This is a genomic window from Enterococcus sp. AZ062, from assembly GCF_051715065.1.
GTDB lineage: Bacteria > Bacillota > Bacilli > Lactobacillales > Enterococcaceae > Enterococcus_B > Enterococcus_B mundtii.
Map to the genome: position 1 here is coordinate 1,688,346 of NZ_JBIOTB010000001.1, position 16,167 is coordinate 1,704,512.

General features: G+C 36.9%; 17 protein-coding genes. 8 read left to right on the forward strand and 9 right to left on the reverse strand.

The window, feature by feature from the left end; genetic code table 11:
• Positions 1-13: 13 nt before the first annotated feature.
• The 4 genes from IGJ00_RS07955 to IGJ00_RS07970 are packed head-to-tail and all read right to left on the reverse strand — an operon-like array spanning position 14 to position 3,129.
• Positions 14-955: a magnesium transporter CorA family protein gene (locus tag IGJ00_RS07955; RefSeq protein WP_071867437.1), complete on the reverse strand. Its 942-nt coding sequence runs from the start codon at positions 953-955 to the stop codon at positions 14-16.
• A gap of 26 nt (positions 956-981) precedes the next feature.
• Entirely contained in the window at positions 982-1,332 is a 351-nt protein-coding gene (locus tag IGJ00_RS07960) for an iron-sulfur cluster biosynthesis family protein (protein WP_071867438.1), read from the reverse strand.
• Between the two features lie 44 nt (positions 1,333-1,376).
• The gene (locus IGJ00_RS07965) at positions 1,377-2,279 is read right to left on the reverse strand and encodes a glycosyltransferase family 8 protein (protein ID WP_071867439.1); all 903 of its coding nucleotides are present in this window, start codon (positions 2,277-2,279) and stop codon (positions 1,377-1,379) included.
• A complete protein-coding gene (locus tag IGJ00_RS07970; RefSeq protein ID WP_071867440.1) occupies positions 2,272-3,129 on the reverse strand; it encodes a glycosyltransferase family 8 protein in 858 nt (285 codons plus the stop codon). Before IGJ00_RS07970 ends, IGJ00_RS07965 begins: the two co-directional genes overlap by 8 nt.
• 325 nt (positions 3,130-3,454) lie before the next feature.
• Between IGJ00_RS07970 and IGJ00_RS07975 the strand changes: the two genes are divergently transcribed.
• From IGJ00_RS07975 to IGJ00_RS07995, 5 genes are all read left to right on the forward strand, one after another.
• Positions 3,455-4,267: a Cof-type HAD-IIB family hydrolase gene (locus IGJ00_RS07975; protein ID WP_071867441.1), complete on the forward strand. Its 813-nt coding sequence runs from the start codon at positions 3,455-3,457 to the stop codon at positions 4,265-4,267.
• Positions 4,268-4,280: 13 nt separating this feature from the next.
• Entirely contained in the window at positions 4,281-4,772 is a 492-nt protein-coding gene (locus tag IGJ00_RS07980; RefSeq protein WP_071867442.1) for an isochorismatase family cysteine hydrolase, read from the forward strand.
• A gap of 235 nt (positions 4,773-5,007) precedes the next feature.
• A complete protein-coding gene (locus IGJ00_RS07985; RefSeq protein WP_071867443.1) occupies positions 5,008-5,268 on the forward strand; it encodes a hypothetical protein in 261 nt (86 codons plus the stop codon).
• 37 nt (positions 5,269-5,305) lie between these two features.
• The gene (locus tag IGJ00_RS07990; protein WP_438844297.1) at positions 5,306-5,539 is read left to right on the forward strand and encodes a helix-turn-helix domain-containing protein; all 234 of its coding nucleotides are present in this window, start codon (positions 5,306-5,308) and stop codon (positions 5,537-5,539) included.
• Positions 5,540-5,577: 38 nt separating this feature from the next.
• Positions 5,578-5,940 carry a TIGR02328 family protein gene (locus IGJ00_RS07995; RefSeq protein ID WP_071867445.1) on the forward strand — a complete coding sequence of 121 codons (363 nt, stop codon included), beginning with the start codon at positions 5,578-5,580 and terminating at the stop codon, positions 5,938-5,940.
• Positions 5,941-6,062: 122 nt separating this feature from the next.
• Here IGJ00_RS07995 and IGJ00_RS08000 read toward each other — a convergent pair whose 3' ends face one another.
• Both IGJ00_RS08000 and IGJ00_RS08005 read right to left on the reverse strand, forming a co-directional pair.
• Positions 6,063-6,263: a cold-shock protein gene (locus tag IGJ00_RS08000; RefSeq protein ID WP_010735357.1), complete on the reverse strand. Its 201-nt coding sequence runs from the start codon at positions 6,261-6,263 to the stop codon at positions 6,063-6,065.
• Between the two features lie 184 nt (positions 6,264-6,447).
• The gene (locus IGJ00_RS08005; protein WP_071867446.1) at positions 6,448-6,924 is read right to left on the reverse strand and encodes a flavodoxin family protein; all 477 of its coding nucleotides are present in this window, start codon (positions 6,922-6,924) and stop codon (positions 6,448-6,450) included.
• A gap of 419 nt (positions 6,925-7,343) precedes the next feature.
• On the opposite strand from IGJ00_RS08005, the gene IGJ00_RS08010 reads away from it, so the two are divergent.
• Positions 7,344-8,024, forward strand: a complete 681-nt coding sequence (locus IGJ00_RS08010; RefSeq protein WP_438844298.1) for a hypothetical protein — start codon at positions 7,344-7,346, stop codon at positions 8,022-8,024.
• A 269-nt stretch (positions 8,025-8,293) separates the two neighbouring features.
• Complete coding sequence (locus tag IGJ00_RS08015; protein ID WP_010735353.1) at positions 8,294-8,443, forward strand: hypothetical protein; 150 nt, start codon at positions 8,294-8,296, stop codon at positions 8,441-8,443.
• Positions 8,444-9,184: 741 nt separating this feature from the next.
• Here the strand turns inward: IGJ00_RS08015 and IGJ00_RS08020 are convergent.
• Positions 9,185-12,028, reverse strand: coding sequence for an endo-beta-N-acetylglucosaminidase (locus tag IGJ00_RS08020; RefSeq protein WP_438844299.1), 2,844 nt, complete (start codon positions 12,026-12,028; stop codon positions 9,185-9,187).
• A 337-nt stretch (positions 12,029-12,365) separates the two neighbouring features.
• Positions 12,366-13,172: a MerR family transcriptional regulator gene (locus IGJ00_RS08025; RefSeq protein WP_438844300.1), complete on the reverse strand. Its 807-nt coding sequence runs from the start codon at positions 13,170-13,172 to the stop codon at positions 12,366-12,368.
• Between the two features lie 419 nt (positions 13,173-13,591).
• Here IGJ00_RS08025 and IGJ00_RS08030 point away from each other — a divergent pair, with 419 nt between their 5' ends.
• On the forward strand, positions 13,592-14,608 hold the full coding sequence (locus IGJ00_RS08030; protein ID WP_438844301.1) for a hypothetical protein: 1,017 nt from the start codon (positions 13,592-13,594) through the stop codon (positions 14,606-14,608).
• Positions 14,609-14,954: 346 nt separating this feature from the next.
• On the opposite strand, the gene IGJ00_RS08035 is transcribed toward IGJ00_RS08030, so the two are convergent.
• Positions 14,955-16,145 (reverse strand): acetate/propionate family kinase, encoded by a 1,191-nt coding sequence (locus tag IGJ00_RS08035; protein ID WP_272018317.1) that lies wholly within the window; start codon positions 16,143-16,145, stop codon positions 14,955-14,957.
• Positions 16,146-16,167 lie beyond the last annotated feature (22 nt).

Consider the following 16,167-nt stretch of genomic DNA (forward strand, 5'->3'; position numbering starts at 1 on the left):
AAGCCCATATTAATTATTTTGTGTAATCTTTTCTAAATAAATGATACCCTAGCGCAGCAGCCGCAAGGATTGATCCTCCTAATACTAAAAGAAAACCAGTTGCTGAATCTTCTCCTGGTAATCCACCGGTATTCATTCCCCAAATACCAGCGATCATCGCAGGTACAGAGATGATCAATGCGGTAGAATCCAGATATTTCATCAGATGATTCAAATTGTTGTCCATCATTCCATTGAACAGATCGCCGATACTTTCTAACAGATCGCGATAAATCAGAATCATCTTCTCTGTTTGGCGTTGCCTTAAACGAACGTCATAAAGAAGCTGTTCGTCATTGACACGTTCTTTGAATTCAGGTGTTTCCCACAATAGTTCCATTGTCTCTTTTTGATCCCGCAACGTATGATCGATGTAAACAATGTCTCTTTCTAAATCAGCTTGCTTGTATAGCTCTTCATTTTCTGTCGTTTTTCGAGCTTCTTGATCTAACGCATCAATACGCGTTTTCATTTCACGAAGTTCTTTGACAAAATGGGTATAGATATCTAATGCCGCATAAACAATCACTTTTTCGAAAGAATCGATTTTATTACCATGATGTTCAATCAGCCGATCGATAAAATTGGTTTTTTCGTCCCGACAAGTAATCAATAAGTCATTTGATATGACGAACGACAATGGCGTCAGGCGACGTTCGATTTTTTCTTTTTCACTTGAAAGGTTGAGCAGTACTAAGGAAATCGGGTTGTTCAAACTTGTTCCTGATAGATGTTCAAGCCGTGAGACCTCTTCTGGATAAGTCATACCGACAAAAATATCTTCAGGAAGCTGATAGGTTCGAGTAACCTGTTCGATTTCCTCAGTATCGCTCGTATCAATAACAAGCCAATTAAAATGTTCTTCATCTGCGGCTATTACTTTCTTGTTTTCATCAATCAAGTAATATTCCAGCATGGTGAATCGTCCTTTCCAGTATGCAATCAACTAAAGAAACAATTAGTTAGTTTGATATTATGATCTAGTACAGCAATCTCATTTTCTAATGAGAAACTGTTCAATACATGATCATAATCCATCGTCAAATATTTGCCTAAATAGCATTGTTCACTTTGTGATGTATAGATTTCTAGCGAAGGATGATTGATTTTTGTGACGTATAGTCCAAATTCAGTAACAAAAGGGATAATTTGGAAAAAGCTACCTTTCGCACAAGCTCCTTTGTCTCTAAGAAAAGGATCTTTACTATTGATCAATGCAAGTGCTAATTTTGATTGTTCGCCTGCTTTTTCCTTCAAGATGTCCATCGCATTTCTTGTCAGTGTGATTTCCATATCGATCATCTCCTCTATATAATAGTAAGTTTTTCTATTATCGATCAATGACTCAATTCTGTATTTCGTTTAACACGAGCGTACATTGGATATTTAGGGAATGATTTAACACAACGAAAAGCGGTCATATTTGCATACTTTTCATAGTATTTTTTACTAGCACCTTTAAAATCTTCACTCCATGGTTTGATGTGTCCAGAGTAATGGATGATATAAGGCTTACGACGTGCTTCTTCGTACTCTTTTTCTCCTTCAGCTGTTGGATGTTGTTTTGCTTTCGCCATGATGTAACCTTGTGCATTCCATTTTGGATGCAAAGCAATCCAACGATCGTGTAAGATAGCATTCAATGCATCTTGGTCATGGAATCGAAGTTTTTCTGGATTTTCTTCAATGAAGTTAAGAACTTTTTTCGTGATATTTTGTTCTAACCATTTTTCAACATTGATCAGCATCAAGCCTGAGTTAAAGTAACGCATTGAGTCTGCTTCGATCTCCATTTTTTCAAGACGTTGGTGGAAACCAGCATCTTCAACTGCTGCCATGACTGCGCCGTTAAACTCTAAATCCCATAGTTTGCTGACATCGTTCAACGCGATCATGTCACAATCCATATAAAGGACACGTTCCACATTTTTCCCTCTAAACAACTCAGGGATTGCAATACGATAGTATGCTGTTTCAGGAATACGATCACTTGTTACTAAGTTTTTGAAGAATTTTTTATTGATTTTCAAAAATTCTACATCTGTATTCATTCGTGAATTCTTCACTGAATAACGTAAAAGATTTTTACTTTCTAATTCAATATCATCATCAACCACATAGAATCGTACAAACACTTTTGGGTCACTATTTTCTAAAATCGACACGAACAGTGCTGCTAGATGAGGCACAAATTTTGTATTACAACTAGAGACAACTGCTACTTCTTTTCTTCTATTCATTTACCTCGCCTACTTTCATTAATACGCTATGCGCTAGATTTTTTAGATAGATTTGTGTATAAGGATGATCCTCCAATGTATTCCAAGGTTTATCATGCCCTGTGAAATGAACGATTGAAGGAGCTTCATTTCCACTCTTATATAACTCTTCATATTTTTTATCTGGAGCTGGGTGTCGTTCAAAAATCAACGAACATTGCATGTTCCATTTTGGATGAAGTTGTTCCCAATCTCCATATAAGACACCATTCAATGCGTCTTGGTCATGATAGATAATCTGATCACCATTTTCTTTTAGGAATTGGATCGTTTTATCTGTAATGTCTTTTTCAATCCATTGATCAATATCGATCACCATAACACCTGAGTTAAAATAATATTCTTCTGAATCGATCCCTAGGCGCTTCAACGCTTTCGTTTGTCCTGGATCAATTACTGCCCCAATTGTTTTACCGTTCAATGATTCATCATATAATGCAACAATATCATCTAATACTAAAACATCTGCATCTAGATACAACACTTTTTTATAATTGTATTTTGCTAAGATCTTAGGTAGAGAAATTCGTAAATACGCAGTTGTTGTAATGTGGTCACTGACTAAGAAATCTTCATATACATCTTTCTCCACTGTCAAGAATTGGATGCTTGCATGTTCTGAGTGTTGTGCAACTGTCTGACGCAATCCTTCTTTACTATATTCTGATAGGCCATCATCAATCACATAAAAATATATATGTCTCATCTTATTCGCATTTTCCAGTGCCGTTGCAATCATTACGCTTAGATAAGGAGCATAATTTTCATCTGAAGCAGTCACAACCGGTACAGTCCCATACTTAATCTCCATCAAAATCACTCCTTTTTTTAATCTTTTTCTAACCTGTTCTACATCTACAATATGCCTACTTTTTCCTGAAAGCAAAAGATATGCTTTGTTTTTTATGAATATTACCCTAAATTTGACCTTTTTTATGAAAATGAAAACGAAAACATTAAGATTGTTATGCTTTTTTATACAGCGGTCTTAACCATTTACTTACTAATATCCTTTTCACCCTTTATGAAAAATCTTTTTTGAAAAAATTCAAAGAGTTAAAGCATTTTATTTTTATTTTAGAAGTTTCTCATTTAAGCTATTGGTGAAAGAAAAAAGACTAAGGGAGCGTAAAAAGATGAAATTAGCAGCAATCGATCTAGACGGGACCTTGCTTGATTCCCAAGGAGTTGTCCCACAAGAAAATATTCGAGCATTAAAAGCATTCTCCTCTAATGGAGGAATCGTAACGATCGCTACAGGAAGAAATAGTATTTCTGCAAAGGATGTCTTTGCACAATTAGGAGTTAGTGGCTATTTGATTTCTTCTAACGGTGCATTAATTTCGGAAATGAAAGACGGCAAGATCGATCATGTATTAAGACGCTCAAAAATTGAAGTACCTATACTAAAAAAGGCCTTTTATTTAGCAAAAGAAGCAAAAATATCGATCATCGCAAGCCGAGAAACACAAGATGACCAAATCACTTTTAACGAAAATGCCTTAGTAAAAGACGACCCTTATTATCAACACTTTAACTTGCAAAATCATTCTTTCGATGAGATCACAGCACAGTTGGACGATCCTTCATTGAGCTATTTGAAACTGGCACTGACGGATAAAAATGAGGAAAAACTAAAAAAAATCCAAGTAGAGTTGGAGAAAGAAGGAATTGATTCTGTCTTTTCAGACCCACATTTCCTGGAAATCACTCCTAGAAATATTACAAAGGCACACTCTCTCTTATTCCTAACTGAGTACTTAGGTTTATCTTCAGAAGACGTCATGGCGTTTGGTGATCAAGAAAATGATTTGGCAATGCTTGAGTTCAGTGGATTAAGCGTGGCTATGGGCAATGCGCAAGAACATGTGAAGGATTTAGCAGATGAAGTGACAGAAACTAATGACGAAGCCGGTGTCGCAAACTTTTTGAATGATCACTTTTTATAAGGAGAGATGATAGATGTTAGTGGTTATCGATATGCAAAATCATATTTTAGATCCAACTAGTGAATTTTATTTAGAAGATGGTGAAGCATTAGTTGAACGTGTAAACACACGCTTAAACCAAGCACGTGCAGCGAATGAATACGTACTATTCACTCGAGATATCCCTATCGAACGGAAAGATGAGGCAGAGAGTGAAGATCTTAAAATCATTCCCGCTCTCTCCCCTCTATCAGATGAGCGTGAAATCAAAAAATACTACTTCACTCTGCCTCCAGAAATATTAACAGAGATCAAACATTCACTTTTTGAACGTAAAGAAGAACAAAAAACAATTGAAGTAGTTGGGATCGAAACGAATTTGTGTGTCTTATCCAACACGATTGCTTTACAAAGCGCCTTTCCAGAAGCTGACTTTATCATTGATTCGTCACTAGTCAGCAGTCGTAATCATGAGCCACAAGCACTTAAACTTCTAAAAGACTTTAATGTTTATGTTAAAGAGTAAATGGTCGAAACCAATCGAAAAGCATAAAAAAGGTGGAATGAAGGTTCCACCTTTTTTTATTTTTTTCAAATGATACGTCTACAGAAAAATCATGTTTTTTATCGAAATATTTGTTCAGAATCGTATAACATGCTATCTTTTATTTAGTGAATATAAATCTAGTATATTCTCAAATAGAATAACTCAAAACACAATTTATGCACGAATAAAATATAGCTATGGGAGTTTATTTATTATGCTGGAATTGAGCCGACTTGCTTTTATTTTTCCTGTTTTTATCTTTGTACCGATCGTTTTTTCATTTATCAAATGGACAAAAGAACGAAAAAAAATCGCTTTGGCTAGTTTTCCTGCGATCTATTTTATGTACAAAGTATTAAATTATCAGTTTTTCGAACCCTTCCAGATCTTCACGTTTAATTTAGTTGGGTTCATTTTCTCCATACTCTTTGTCATTGGGTATTTATTTTATCTAAACAGAAAAAATAAACGTTAACTCACATAGATAATTATTTAGAGAAAGGTGAGGTAAAATGACCATTGAAGAAGCGATTTTACTGGATACACTGCATTGCCGTTTAAACTTCCTCAAAGATAAAAAGCATTTAACTACACCACAGGTTGCTGAAAAAGTGAACTTACCGATTGAGACATATAAAAGCTATGAAGATGGAAAAAATATACCTAGTATTATCGAATTAATCTTTATCGCAGATTTTTACGACACGACCATCGATTATTTGATTGGTCGAATGGAAGCATCCTAAACACTCAATTCACTGTTTTAGAAAGAAGGAAATTCTATATGCGCTTATGGCATCAAAGCCTCTTGCAATCACTTCCACGCCAACAATTATTAGGACAACATCGCGAATGTTGTGCTCTGAGAGGCAATGGTTGGGGACGAAAACATGCAACTGTCGATTACGTTTTTACACATTCGCCTTATAAATTATTTCAATATCATTTGTTAGTAATGGAAGAAATGAAGAAACAGAATTATAAACCTGGTGAAGAATGGTTTGATCCCTTGTATCGTGGGAAGATCTGCGAACCTTATCCTACCCTTTCCCCTATCGAATGGACCTCACCCCTTTATCCAGAACATGATCAGATCTACTTAGCCGAATGCGTGGCAAACTTAGAACAGAAAGGGATCATCTTATAAACAAGTAATAACTCATGGCTCTATCAAACCTCTCGATTACTGAATCGAGAGGCTTTTATTGAAATTAGACACAAAAAAACTGCTCTTTCATAAGAAAGAGCAGTAAGATATCAATCGTTTGATTATGCTTTAACGATGTTGATTGCTTGAGGGCCACGTTGTCCATCTTCAACATCAAAAGTCACAGCTTGACCTTCGTCTAATGTTTTGAAACCGTCACCTTGGATAGCTGAAAAATGAGCGAATACGTCATTTCCATCTTCACCAGTGATAAATCCAAAACCTTTGTCTGCGTTAAACCATTTTACTGTACCGTTATTCATGTATATTTCCTCCTGATACGTATCAACGTACGTTTATAGTGCAATAAATATTTGATAGGCAAAAGGAGTCTTATAATGTTTAACTTATAGCTCAAATTACGTTTCAAAATAGATTACTTTTATACTATAGCATGCCCTTTCATAAAACACAACTATAAACCCTCGGTACTTTCAATTTCTCTATTTATCTCATTTGTTTGATTCGTTCATTAGATGAAGCAATGTCTTTCTTTTGATAAATCATCCCTAACTCCTGCATCAAAAAACGCTCACTCACATTTGACAACATTTGTCTAATTCCGCTGATAGCTTCTTCTGCAGCAGATCCTTGAACAAACCAGAAAACAGATTTTTGATACAAAGGAGCCTCTGGTGTGTCTAACCCATACTCAAATAGATCCGTCCAGCGATCAATAAATGTTTTTAACAGACCGGTCACATCCCACCAGTAGATAGGTGTACCAATCACCAAGACGTCAGCTTGTTTGATTACTCCCATGACTTTGTCAAATTCATCCTCTTCGGTCATCTGTCCTAACTGATTGATCGAATAATCAACTAAATGCAGGACCGTATAGTCGATATCTTTTAAGATTTTTTCTCCCCATTTAACGGTCATCCCCTCTTTGTTCGGGCTTGCATTAATAAACAAAATGCGCATATTATCTCCTCATCTACCCAGTTTTTCATCCTCACTCTTTTTTTCATATGAACTCTTGGTTAATTTTTATATTCAAACGATTATGATATCAAAACGATACTTTTCTTCATCAAATATAACATTTTTTACATTAAAAAAACAAATATTAAAAAAATCATCATCCATTAAAACTCTCTGTTATTATGTTCATCTTAATGATAAAATAAAGTTTGTTTGTTATTATTTCTTTATATAATTATAACGTTGCGCTTTCTTGTACTACTATTCTTTTTTGATTTATCTACACTCTCTAACTGGCTTTCGTCGGTTCGATTCCGACATAGAGAATACGGTCAAGCGCCGTAAATAAAACCAATCGCTTTTATTAGGGGGAGCTTTGTATGAAAGCGATCTATTTTTTGTAGAAACAGGAGGAAAAAATGAATTTATTGTTGTTATTGTTAGGATTAATCAGTTTGATACTTGGTCTCCATCTATTTAGCCGATTAAGTAAAAGAAATGGAAAAACTTGGCAGCGCCATCTCATTTTATTTAGTGCTTTATTCGGTTTACTACTAATCAGTAGCGCTTGCGGATCTGGTACCAATCAAGCGTCAAAAGCAGATACTGCTACTTCGGAAACCACTTCAACATCCAGTGAAGATAAAGCCCAACGAGAAGCGGTTGAAAAAAAAGAATTAGAAGAGAAAAAGAAAGAAGAAAAATTAGCAGCTGAGAAAAAAGCACAAGAAGAACAAGCGAAACGTGAAGCAGAAAAGAAAGCACAAGAAGAACAAGCGAAACGTGAAGCGGAAAATAAAGCGCAAGAAGAACAAGCAAAACTTGAAGCAGAACAGGCAGCACAAGCACAGGCAGCGGAACAAGCGCGTATCGCTGAACAAGCTCGTGTAGCCGCTGAACAAGCAGAAGCCCAACGCGTGGCACAAGAACAAGCAGCCGCAGCTCAAGCGCAACAAGCACAAGCGAATGAAGCACAAGTCTTAGTTACCAGAACTGGAGCAAAGTACCATACGCATAAGTGTGGTAACGGTGACTACTATCCTGCGACAATGAGTGAAGCATTGGCACGCGGATTGACCCCTTGCGAAAAATGTTACTAAAATAATTTATGCAGTATACGAGATCGCTACCGATCTCGTATACTGCTTTTTTCTTATCAACTTTATAATTTAGTGTACATCTTCTTATCCTTTCTTTTCATTTAAATAATCCAATTTTTTTGTGTCAATGTTGCCCTTTAAATAATAATCATTATTATTTAATAAAAATACAGTTGATTCAATTCAACTATCTGTGCTATAATAGTTATGGAATTTCGTTATCAACGTATCGTTGCCTTTCAACAGAACAATAAGAAAGGAGAATGACTATGACATTCTATAACAAAGAATTACAATATCGTGTCACTCTTAATACCGATTTAAATCTTTTCGTCGTGTTCGACAAAGAAGATAGCAATCGTGTAGCGACTGGTGTAACGATCGAACAAGCAGTGCAAGAACTTAAAAAATCCGCATAGGAGTGAAAACCTCGAATGGACGATTGCAACTCTAGTTCACAATAAGACACCTACTTGAAAGATCAAAGTAGGTGTCTTAAATTTTATATGCGTGACGAAACTCTTCTCTTATTTTACATATGATGATCGGATGATCCTAGCTTATTCTTAAGAATATTCTTTTTTAAATTATTCGATCCTATTTTCAGCAACTGGAATAATGACCTTATTGGCACTAATCTTCAACTAATCCTTACAATCTTTTTTGCTTTATGCTAAAATTTCTTTTTCAAGATAAAAAAATATTTTTGTCTTTAGAAGCCGTTTACAAGGAGGTTTAGAAATGAAAACAGCGACAGTTCACTCTTCACGTGATAGAAAAAATGGCTGTCTCCATGTTTTCAATTTGATATGGAAAAGAATCTAACCGTATGGACTTTACTATTATGTTTGATCATTGGATTAGCTTTATTACTTTTTAATGTGATTAGTTGGACAACATACTTTGTTGTAGTATTGATTATTGCTGGATTGACGTTCTATGAAAAAAAACGACGTTCCAACCTTAATAAATAAAACTCGTTTGATTATGTAAAGGCAACGAAAACTGCATTAGAAATATAGTTAAAAATAAGCGCCACCTCTCGAAAATCATTTTTATGGTTTCGAAAAGGGTGACGCTTATTTTATAATGAAGTGGATCTCAATTATATTAAATGATAGAACTGATGGGATGACAAATACGCTTTTTATACCACCAAGCTATTGTAATAATTCTGGCAATCCAAATACTTCAAATCCATAGATTCTTGCTGCAGTGTCTGATCCTTGTGTTGGTTTGTCAATACGTAATCGGACATATCGTGCAGATTGTACCGCAAAAGTCTCGACCGAGCTACTCGCCGTATTATTGGTAGTTTTGGCGACTTCTTTATATATCTCTCCATCTTCACTTAGTTCGATCACATATGCTTTTGTATTCATATCAGGACTTTCTCCACCTGCTTGCGCATGGTCTATACGAACTTCACTAATGGTTTGAACATGCCCTAAATCAAGTGTCAATTCTTGTGGCGGCGTACCCGTTGCACACCACTTAGTCGTCAAGTCGCCATCTATTGCAAAATGAGGTGCTTCCGCTTCATTGGTGTAAGAAGAAGCGGTCGCTTTCGCGTCTCGTGATAACAGCGGCAACTCCGTTGGTACTTTATCAGAAATTGTGATCAAACCGACTTTTTCGACAGATGTCTCCCCTGCTTGATTGCTTGCCGTTAATTTGACTTTATAAACACCTTCTTTGTGGTAAGTGACAACTGGCGAATTTTCATGACTTGTCGTAATATCCCCACCTTCAAATTCCCAAGTAACCGTTTCGGTATTTAAAGATGACGTGTTTGTAAAAGTAATCGCTGACCCTGGAGCGGCTAACGTTCTTGAAGCAGTAAAATTAGCTCTCGGCACTTTATTATCCGGCCAATCAAAAGAAACGGTCTCTGAAGGTTCACCTTGATTACCCAGCGCATCAACAGGCACGACAATCAATTTTGTTTGCGTGGTGTCTAAGGTTCGTTCAAGGGCATTGATATAATGATTCATAGCTGGTGTTGCTCCTAAGAAAGATTTTGAGTTATCAGGATTCAACCGGTAGATCTCATAATAGCTTGCTTGACTCTTCGTCTCATCCCAAGCAAGTCGTATGCCAGCGTATCGCCCTTCTTCTTCATCAAATGCAACATCTTCAAGCGTCAGTTCCGAAACTTTTGTGGTTGGAAGTTCCTTTCCCTCTGTCAGTGCTAATTGACCCAAGTGTAGCGCGTAATCGGACTGAGTCTCTGAAGAAGCAAGCTGATAAGAGAGTGTGTTGATTTTTTCTCCTGCCAACCGACTGACATCATAGCTGACAGTCGTCCAATCCCGACCGATTGGTACACTTGCCGAGATGATTTCTTTTCGTCCGTCAGCCATTTCTAAAACTAAGTCAAGTTGGCTCATGCTCGTTGCTTTTGCCGTTGTTGTGATAGAAGTTTTATCGGAAATGATTCCATCCATTCGATATAGTTTGATTGTACTTGATGCCTCGTTCACCATACTCCCTTTAAGAAGCAAAGAATTCCCGCCACGAAACGCCTCATCATAATCCATCTCAACTGCTAATTGATTTTCTCCTTGATGTTCAAAGATCCAACGATACGTTGGCATCACGTCTTGCATACTGCGATTATTCCACTGTAGATTAGATACTTTTTTTCCATTAATGAAGTAACTATACCCATTTCCCACACTAAAATTCGTTACAAAAGGTATGCTGGTAATAGCGCTCTGCTCTACTGCATACGTAGAGATCCCAGGCCATTCTTTTTCTATAGGTGCCTTCCCTTTCGTTGGATCACCTTGTTCATTGACCCAAAAACGCATTTCACGACGTTGAAAATCAGCAGGATCACTTGCTGATGTGTAGGTCCAACTCGGGACATACAGTCCTAATGAAGTATAAGGAGTGCCAGTTTCATCTGTGAATAGCCGCCAGTTCACAGGGGTATCATACCCATTTTGTTGGACATCGATTCCCGCATATAATTGATAAGGATCGATCCCTAATTCATTGGCTTTCTTCTTTGAAGCTTTCAATAATTCTTGACTCGCTAAACGATCGGTATTCCACCAAAAATTCAAAAACATGCTATCAGCTACAGGATTCATTTCCGCATCGACTAAAAACGCTTGGTTTTTATCTGTCAACGCATTTTGCCAATCCATCTTCCCTTCCGAAGTCATCGAATCGTACCACATGATTTCTAAAGCTGCTGCTTTTTGCTTGAATTGTTTGATGAATTCTTGCATCAAATCCGCATGTTCTTTACTCAATCCTCCTGCTGTATTTGCCCCTTCTACCTTTTTTTGATTGTTTGCATCATCAAAACTTGTGACTAGTGTGTCCGTTTCCTGATTGATAAACCAGCCATCAAACCCATATCGAGTAGCTACTTCGATCAATTGATCAACTAAAGGAAAGGTACCGTCCTCATCTTTTTGCAAGAATGTATCCAACCATTCGATTTTACCGCCATGAGCGGACTGCGGAAAGAAAACTGTCCCTAATACTGGCACACCATTTTTATGGGCCGCATCAATGACATCAGGACTTGGCGGTACAATGATCCCTTCACCAGACGAACCACCCCAATACACAAGTTGGTCGATATATTGCCAATTGGAAAATACATTGGCATCAAAAGTATTGATACCTCTAGGCGCATTCCCACTTGTACTGCTATTCATGATCGACAAAGCGACCACTTTCATTTCTGGTGTTTGCGTGTCATTTGAAGTTGTCAGTGCCTTTTTATCGATCCGTTTTGCTAAAGGTACTTTACTGACGTTATAAGGTGCATCCGGATCTTTAGAAAATTCCCATTCTAACAATTCTTCAGGAAACCAGTAAGACGATTCCGGCTGATTATCCATTCCTCGTTGGTAAGTTGCTGCTTCTGTTTCTTTGTAATCAAACGTTTTAGTCTCTGCGTGATACGTTGTCCCACTACCAATTGCGCTTGCTATTACTACTGCACAAAAGAGTCCGACTGCTACTTTTTTCTTATTCTTCATCTCCGCTCCCCCTAAATTTAATTGATACACAAAAATGATAACGCTTTCTTAAACATGGGTATATGAACAAAGCATAGAACTTTCACAACAAATTATAGGTAACATGAATAAAAAACTGATTTTGATCGTCGATCGAAATCAGTTTTTGTATTGTTGATTCGCTATTATGCCGTTTTACGATAGATTTTATTTGAAACCCTCACGAAACCAATCAACTATAATAAAACTTGTATTGTAGGTCAGCATGATTAGTTACTTCAATGGTATTACCTTTATTCATGGAGATAGTTACTTCAACATTTGACTTTTCGTCGTTTGTTCATTGATGACGGATTTGTCAATCATTCATTCCATCACTGAAAACACGAATCTCATAAACGATTTCTTCTAATGTTCCAGTGGAAGCTTCTGCTTCAATCGCAAGAACTGCCGATTTTTTTTCAAAGATTTCTGGAAATAACTCTGGAAGGCGCTCACCGTAACTTTTAGGACTAAATCGGCATACGTATTCTCCACTAGGTAAAATCTTGATATTGTTACCGACATTTTTTGTAGGCTTGATCTCTATATACATATACTGCTGCACGTCTTTATCAATAAATTCATAGAGAATGCCAAAATCATATAAAGGCTCATAATCCGCTTCCATTGAGCGATCAAACAAATGGGCTGCTTCTGTATAAAGAGTCTTTTTGTTATCAGTCGGTTGGTAAGGAAAAACATATAAGTACTTTTCTGACAATTGACGAATATGTTGCTTTTTAGAATGTCTGTATTTTTTTAATAATTTGATTTCCTCTTTGACCTCTTGCATCCCTTTTAAGTTTTGTTGAAGTAACTCGATTTTTTGCTTCATCAATTCTTCACTATATGATAAAAAAGATAGATAATCGATGGAATTATTTGGATCACTAAAGCGATGCAGTTCTTTTAATGGTAAACCAATCTCTACACATGCTTGAATCAGCTCGACCGCGCTCACTTGGGCTAAGGAATAATAGCGATAGCCAGAATCTGGATTGATGTATACCGGCAACAACACTCCGACTTGTTCATAATATCTTAACGATTTAATATTGACACCGGTTATTTTCGCCATTTCCCCGATACTCAACAATTCACTTCTTTTGTCCTTTTCTCTCATTGCAATTCTCCTACATACTAAATATTGCTCCAGTATCAAGTGCTTAGATATTGATTATACCATAGGTAATCTTTTAACTTTACATTTCATTGTTATTTTTTAATGTAAAATTATTTAACAAGCTTCTATTTTTCAAATATATTTAACATCAAAAAATCCTAAACAACAATAATTTCACACTACTTTACATATTCTCCATTTTTTTAAAGTATAAAAAACCAACGTAATATTATCACGTCTTGTATTATTCATTAGATAAAGATATAATATTAGTGTGTTTTCGATGAAGCGACAAAAAATTAGATACAAAAGCTCGTTCATCACAAATTGAATACGTTTTCTAACCGCACCTTGTGTTAACCATTTTTGGTAACTACTACATTTACATAGTAGTGAAAATAATTTTTTGGGGAAAAAAAATGAAAAAAATCGTTAGTCGTTCCGTGTTATTGTTCGTTCTACTATTTCTAGCTGCCTGTGGAAAGCAAGTCAGTGTTGATGACCTGAAAGCCAATGATTGGCTGATTGAAGAATTGGAGGAAGTAGACATGATTGCCTCTTTCTCAAATCATGTGGTATCGTTTCGCATTGATCCTTCTTCTTACCAATCGACCGCTACCAATGAATGGGAAGCCTTGGGTGAAGAATTTGCGAAAAGCATGCTTGAAGAATTTCAACATAAGTTTGAATACACGTTAGAAGGAAATATCATGACCTGGGAAAACGACGGGGAAACAGGCAAGTATACAGTAACAAAAGAAGATAAAAATATTATTCTCACACCTACCAAAGATAACGAGGAAGATAAAAAAATTGTTCTGAAGCCATATGATAAAAGTAAAACAGCAACATCTTCTACTTCTTCAGACAGCTCCACAACTGATAAAGACGCAACAGATGATTCATCTCTCGTAGATATCACTGATAACTCAACTGAACTAAGCGGCTCGGATGACGCGTCAGGTGATTCTGCTTTTGGCAAACGCTCAAACCCTGTGCCCCTCGACAACCCGATCACGTTCGACACTGTTTATTATGATGACGAATATGAAGAAATCAATACAAATATTTCCTTAACCATCAGTAACGTTGTCCGTGGTGAAGAAGCGTATAATTATATGATCAGCATGGATGAGTACAATGAACCAGCACCAGAAGGAAAAGAATGGGTAGTTTTTGATGCAGAGCTAACTGTCAATAAAGGGAGCCAAGATGAGCCATATCGCGCTTTTTCTAGATTCGTACCAGTTAGTTCAACTGGTGAAGAAGTCAATCAGGAAAGCTATAGCTACTTAGGCAACGAAGAATTTGGGAACAAAGATTTGTACGAAGGTGGTACGGACAAAGGCAAAGTTGCATTGCTCGTTCCGATTGGGGACGATACGCTTATTGAATTTAATGATTTTACAAATAGGATTTTTTTCAAATTACAGTAACCTTTGAAAAGCAGCAAGAAAACGTACTAGCGAGCATTAAAAATCATCGCCAGCTGACAGTAGCAGACTAGTCAAGATATGCTTATAAGGGCTACACTCCTAGAAATAACTATAGTCCGATCCAACTAGTTTTTACTTGACATCAGAGAAAAAGGACCCATCTAAATCAATACGTAGATGGGTCCTTTTGTCTCACTATTGGTTGTCATCTGCTGAAAACTTTTAATGGTCTTTTCCACTACTTGTAAAACAAATGTATCAGCTTTAAAACGCATTCTAAAAGCTTTTTAAAGTCTTTTAGAATGCGTTTTACATCATGTATTCATAAGGAGGTTGATCGACTATTTTATTTCGAAATCAATTGATTCGTCTCACGGACAATCATACGTTCTTCATTCGTCGGTACAATCATGACAGCCACTCGACCATTTTCTTGACTGACAATTGCTTGTCTTGTATTGTTTCTTTCTTCGTCAACAGTTATGCCAAACAATGACAATCCTTCACAAGATAGTTGACGAATGATTGGCGAGTTCTCTCCGATGCCAGCCGTGAAAATCAACACATCAAGTCCGCCTAGTTCAGCAGCGTAAGCACCGATCATTTGTTTTACGCGACCACAAAACATGTTCATTGCTAAAACCGCTTTTGGATCGCCCTGCTCAAAAGCTTCTTCGATGTCACGAGCATCACTACTGATGCCAGAAACTCCTTTGAATCCTGAGTCTTGGTTCATCATCTGCTCGATTTCTGCGAAGCTCATCTGTTTTTCTCTGCCTAGATAGGTCACGATGGAAGGATCGATATCGCCACAGCGAGTACCCATCATAATACCTGCTAAAGGAGTGAATCCCATACTAGTGATAACAGACCGGCCATTCTTGATCCCGCAAATACTCCCCCCATTCCCTAAATGACAGGAAATGATTTTTAAATCCTCAAGCTTTTTACCTAAAGACTTGGCAGCTTCCGTCGCCACAAATTGATGACTTGTCCCATGAAATCCGAAACGGCGAATTCCCGCTTCCTCATATAATTTATAAGGAATTGGATAAAGATAGTTTTCTTCTGGCATTGTTTGGTGGAATGACGTATCGAAAACAGCCACTTGCGGACAAGCTGGCAAATTATTTTTGAACGCTTCGATCCCCATGATGTTGATTGGGTTGTGCAACGGTGCTAAATGAGAAAGCGATTTGATTTTTGTCAATGATTCATCCTCAACGATACAGGACCCTTTGAAGAATTCTCCACCATGAGCGACACGATGGCCGACACCAGTGATTTCTGACAAATCAGCAACGATTTTTTCTTCCAATAAAAAATCTAGTAAATACTTGACTGCATCTTCATGTGTCTCACCTTTAACTGAGCGACTGCTTTTACCACCGTCTAAAGAGTACGTCAAATCCATGGAGCTTGCTAACCCGATTCGTTCGAACAATCCCTTGGCGATCATTTTTTCTTCAGGAAACTCATAGACTTGAAACTTTAACGAAGAACTTCCTGAATTGATTGCAATAATTAATTCTTTCAATGCTTTACCCCTCAATCTAATC

Coding starts and splice junctions, on each gene's coding strand:
- IGJ00_RS08005 (WP_071867446.1), bottom strand. CDS start 6,924: ATGCGCATTTTGTTTATTAATGCAAGCCCGAACAAAGAGGGGATGACC.
- IGJ00_RS08000 (WP_010735357.1), bottom strand. CDS start 6,263: ATGAATAACGGTACAGTAAAATGGTTTAACGCAGACAAAGGTTTTGGA.
- IGJ00_RS07960 (WP_071867438.1), bottom strand. CDS start 1,332: ATGGAAATCACACTGACAAGAAATGCGATGGACATCTTGAAGGAAAAA.
- IGJ00_RS08015 (WP_010735353.1), top strand. CDS start 8,294: ATGACATTCTATAACAAAGAATTACAATATCGTGTCACTCTTAATACC.
- IGJ00_RS08010 (WP_438844298.1), top strand. CDS start 7,344: ATGAATTTATTGTTGTTATTGTTAGGATTAATCAGTTTGATACTTGGT.
- IGJ00_RS07965 (WP_071867439.1), bottom strand. CDS start 2,279: ATGAATAGAAGAAAAGAAGTAGCAGTTGTCTCTAGTTGTAATACAAAA.
- IGJ00_RS07990 (WP_438844297.1), top strand. CDS start 5,306: ATGACCATTGAAGAAGCGATTTTACTGGATACACTGCATTGCCGTTTA.
- IGJ00_RS08020 (WP_438844299.1), bottom strand. CDS start 12,028: ATGAAGAATAAGAAAAAAGTAGCAGTCGGACTCTTTTGTGCAGTAGTA.
- IGJ00_RS08025 (WP_438844300.1), bottom strand. CDS start 13,172: ATGAGAGAAAAGGACAAAAGAAGTGAATTGTTGAGTATCGGGGAAATG.
- IGJ00_RS07975 (WP_071867441.1), top strand. CDS start 3,455: ATGAAATTAGCAGCAATCGATCTAGACGGGACCTTGCTTGATTCCCAA.
- IGJ00_RS07995 (WP_071867445.1), top strand. CDS start 5,578: ATGCGCTTATGGCATCAAAGCCTCTTGCAATCACTTCCACGCCAACAA.
- IGJ00_RS08030 (WP_438844301.1), top strand. CDS start 13,592: ATGAAAAAAATCGTTAGTCGTTCCGTGTTATTGTTCGTTCTACTATTT.
- IGJ00_RS07955 (WP_071867437.1), bottom strand. CDS start 955: ATGCTGGAATATTACTTGATTGATGAAAACAAGAAAGTAATAGCCGCA.
- IGJ00_RS07970 (WP_071867440.1), bottom strand. CDS start 3,129: ATGGAGATTAAGTATGGGACTGTACCGGTTGTGACTGCTTCAGATGAA.
- IGJ00_RS07980 (WP_071867442.1), top strand. CDS start 4,281: ATGTTAGTGGTTATCGATATGCAAAATCATATTTTAGATCCAACTAGT.
- IGJ00_RS07985 (WP_071867443.1), top strand. CDS start 5,008: ATGCTGGAATTGAGCCGACTTGCTTTTATTTTTCCTGTTTTTATCTTT.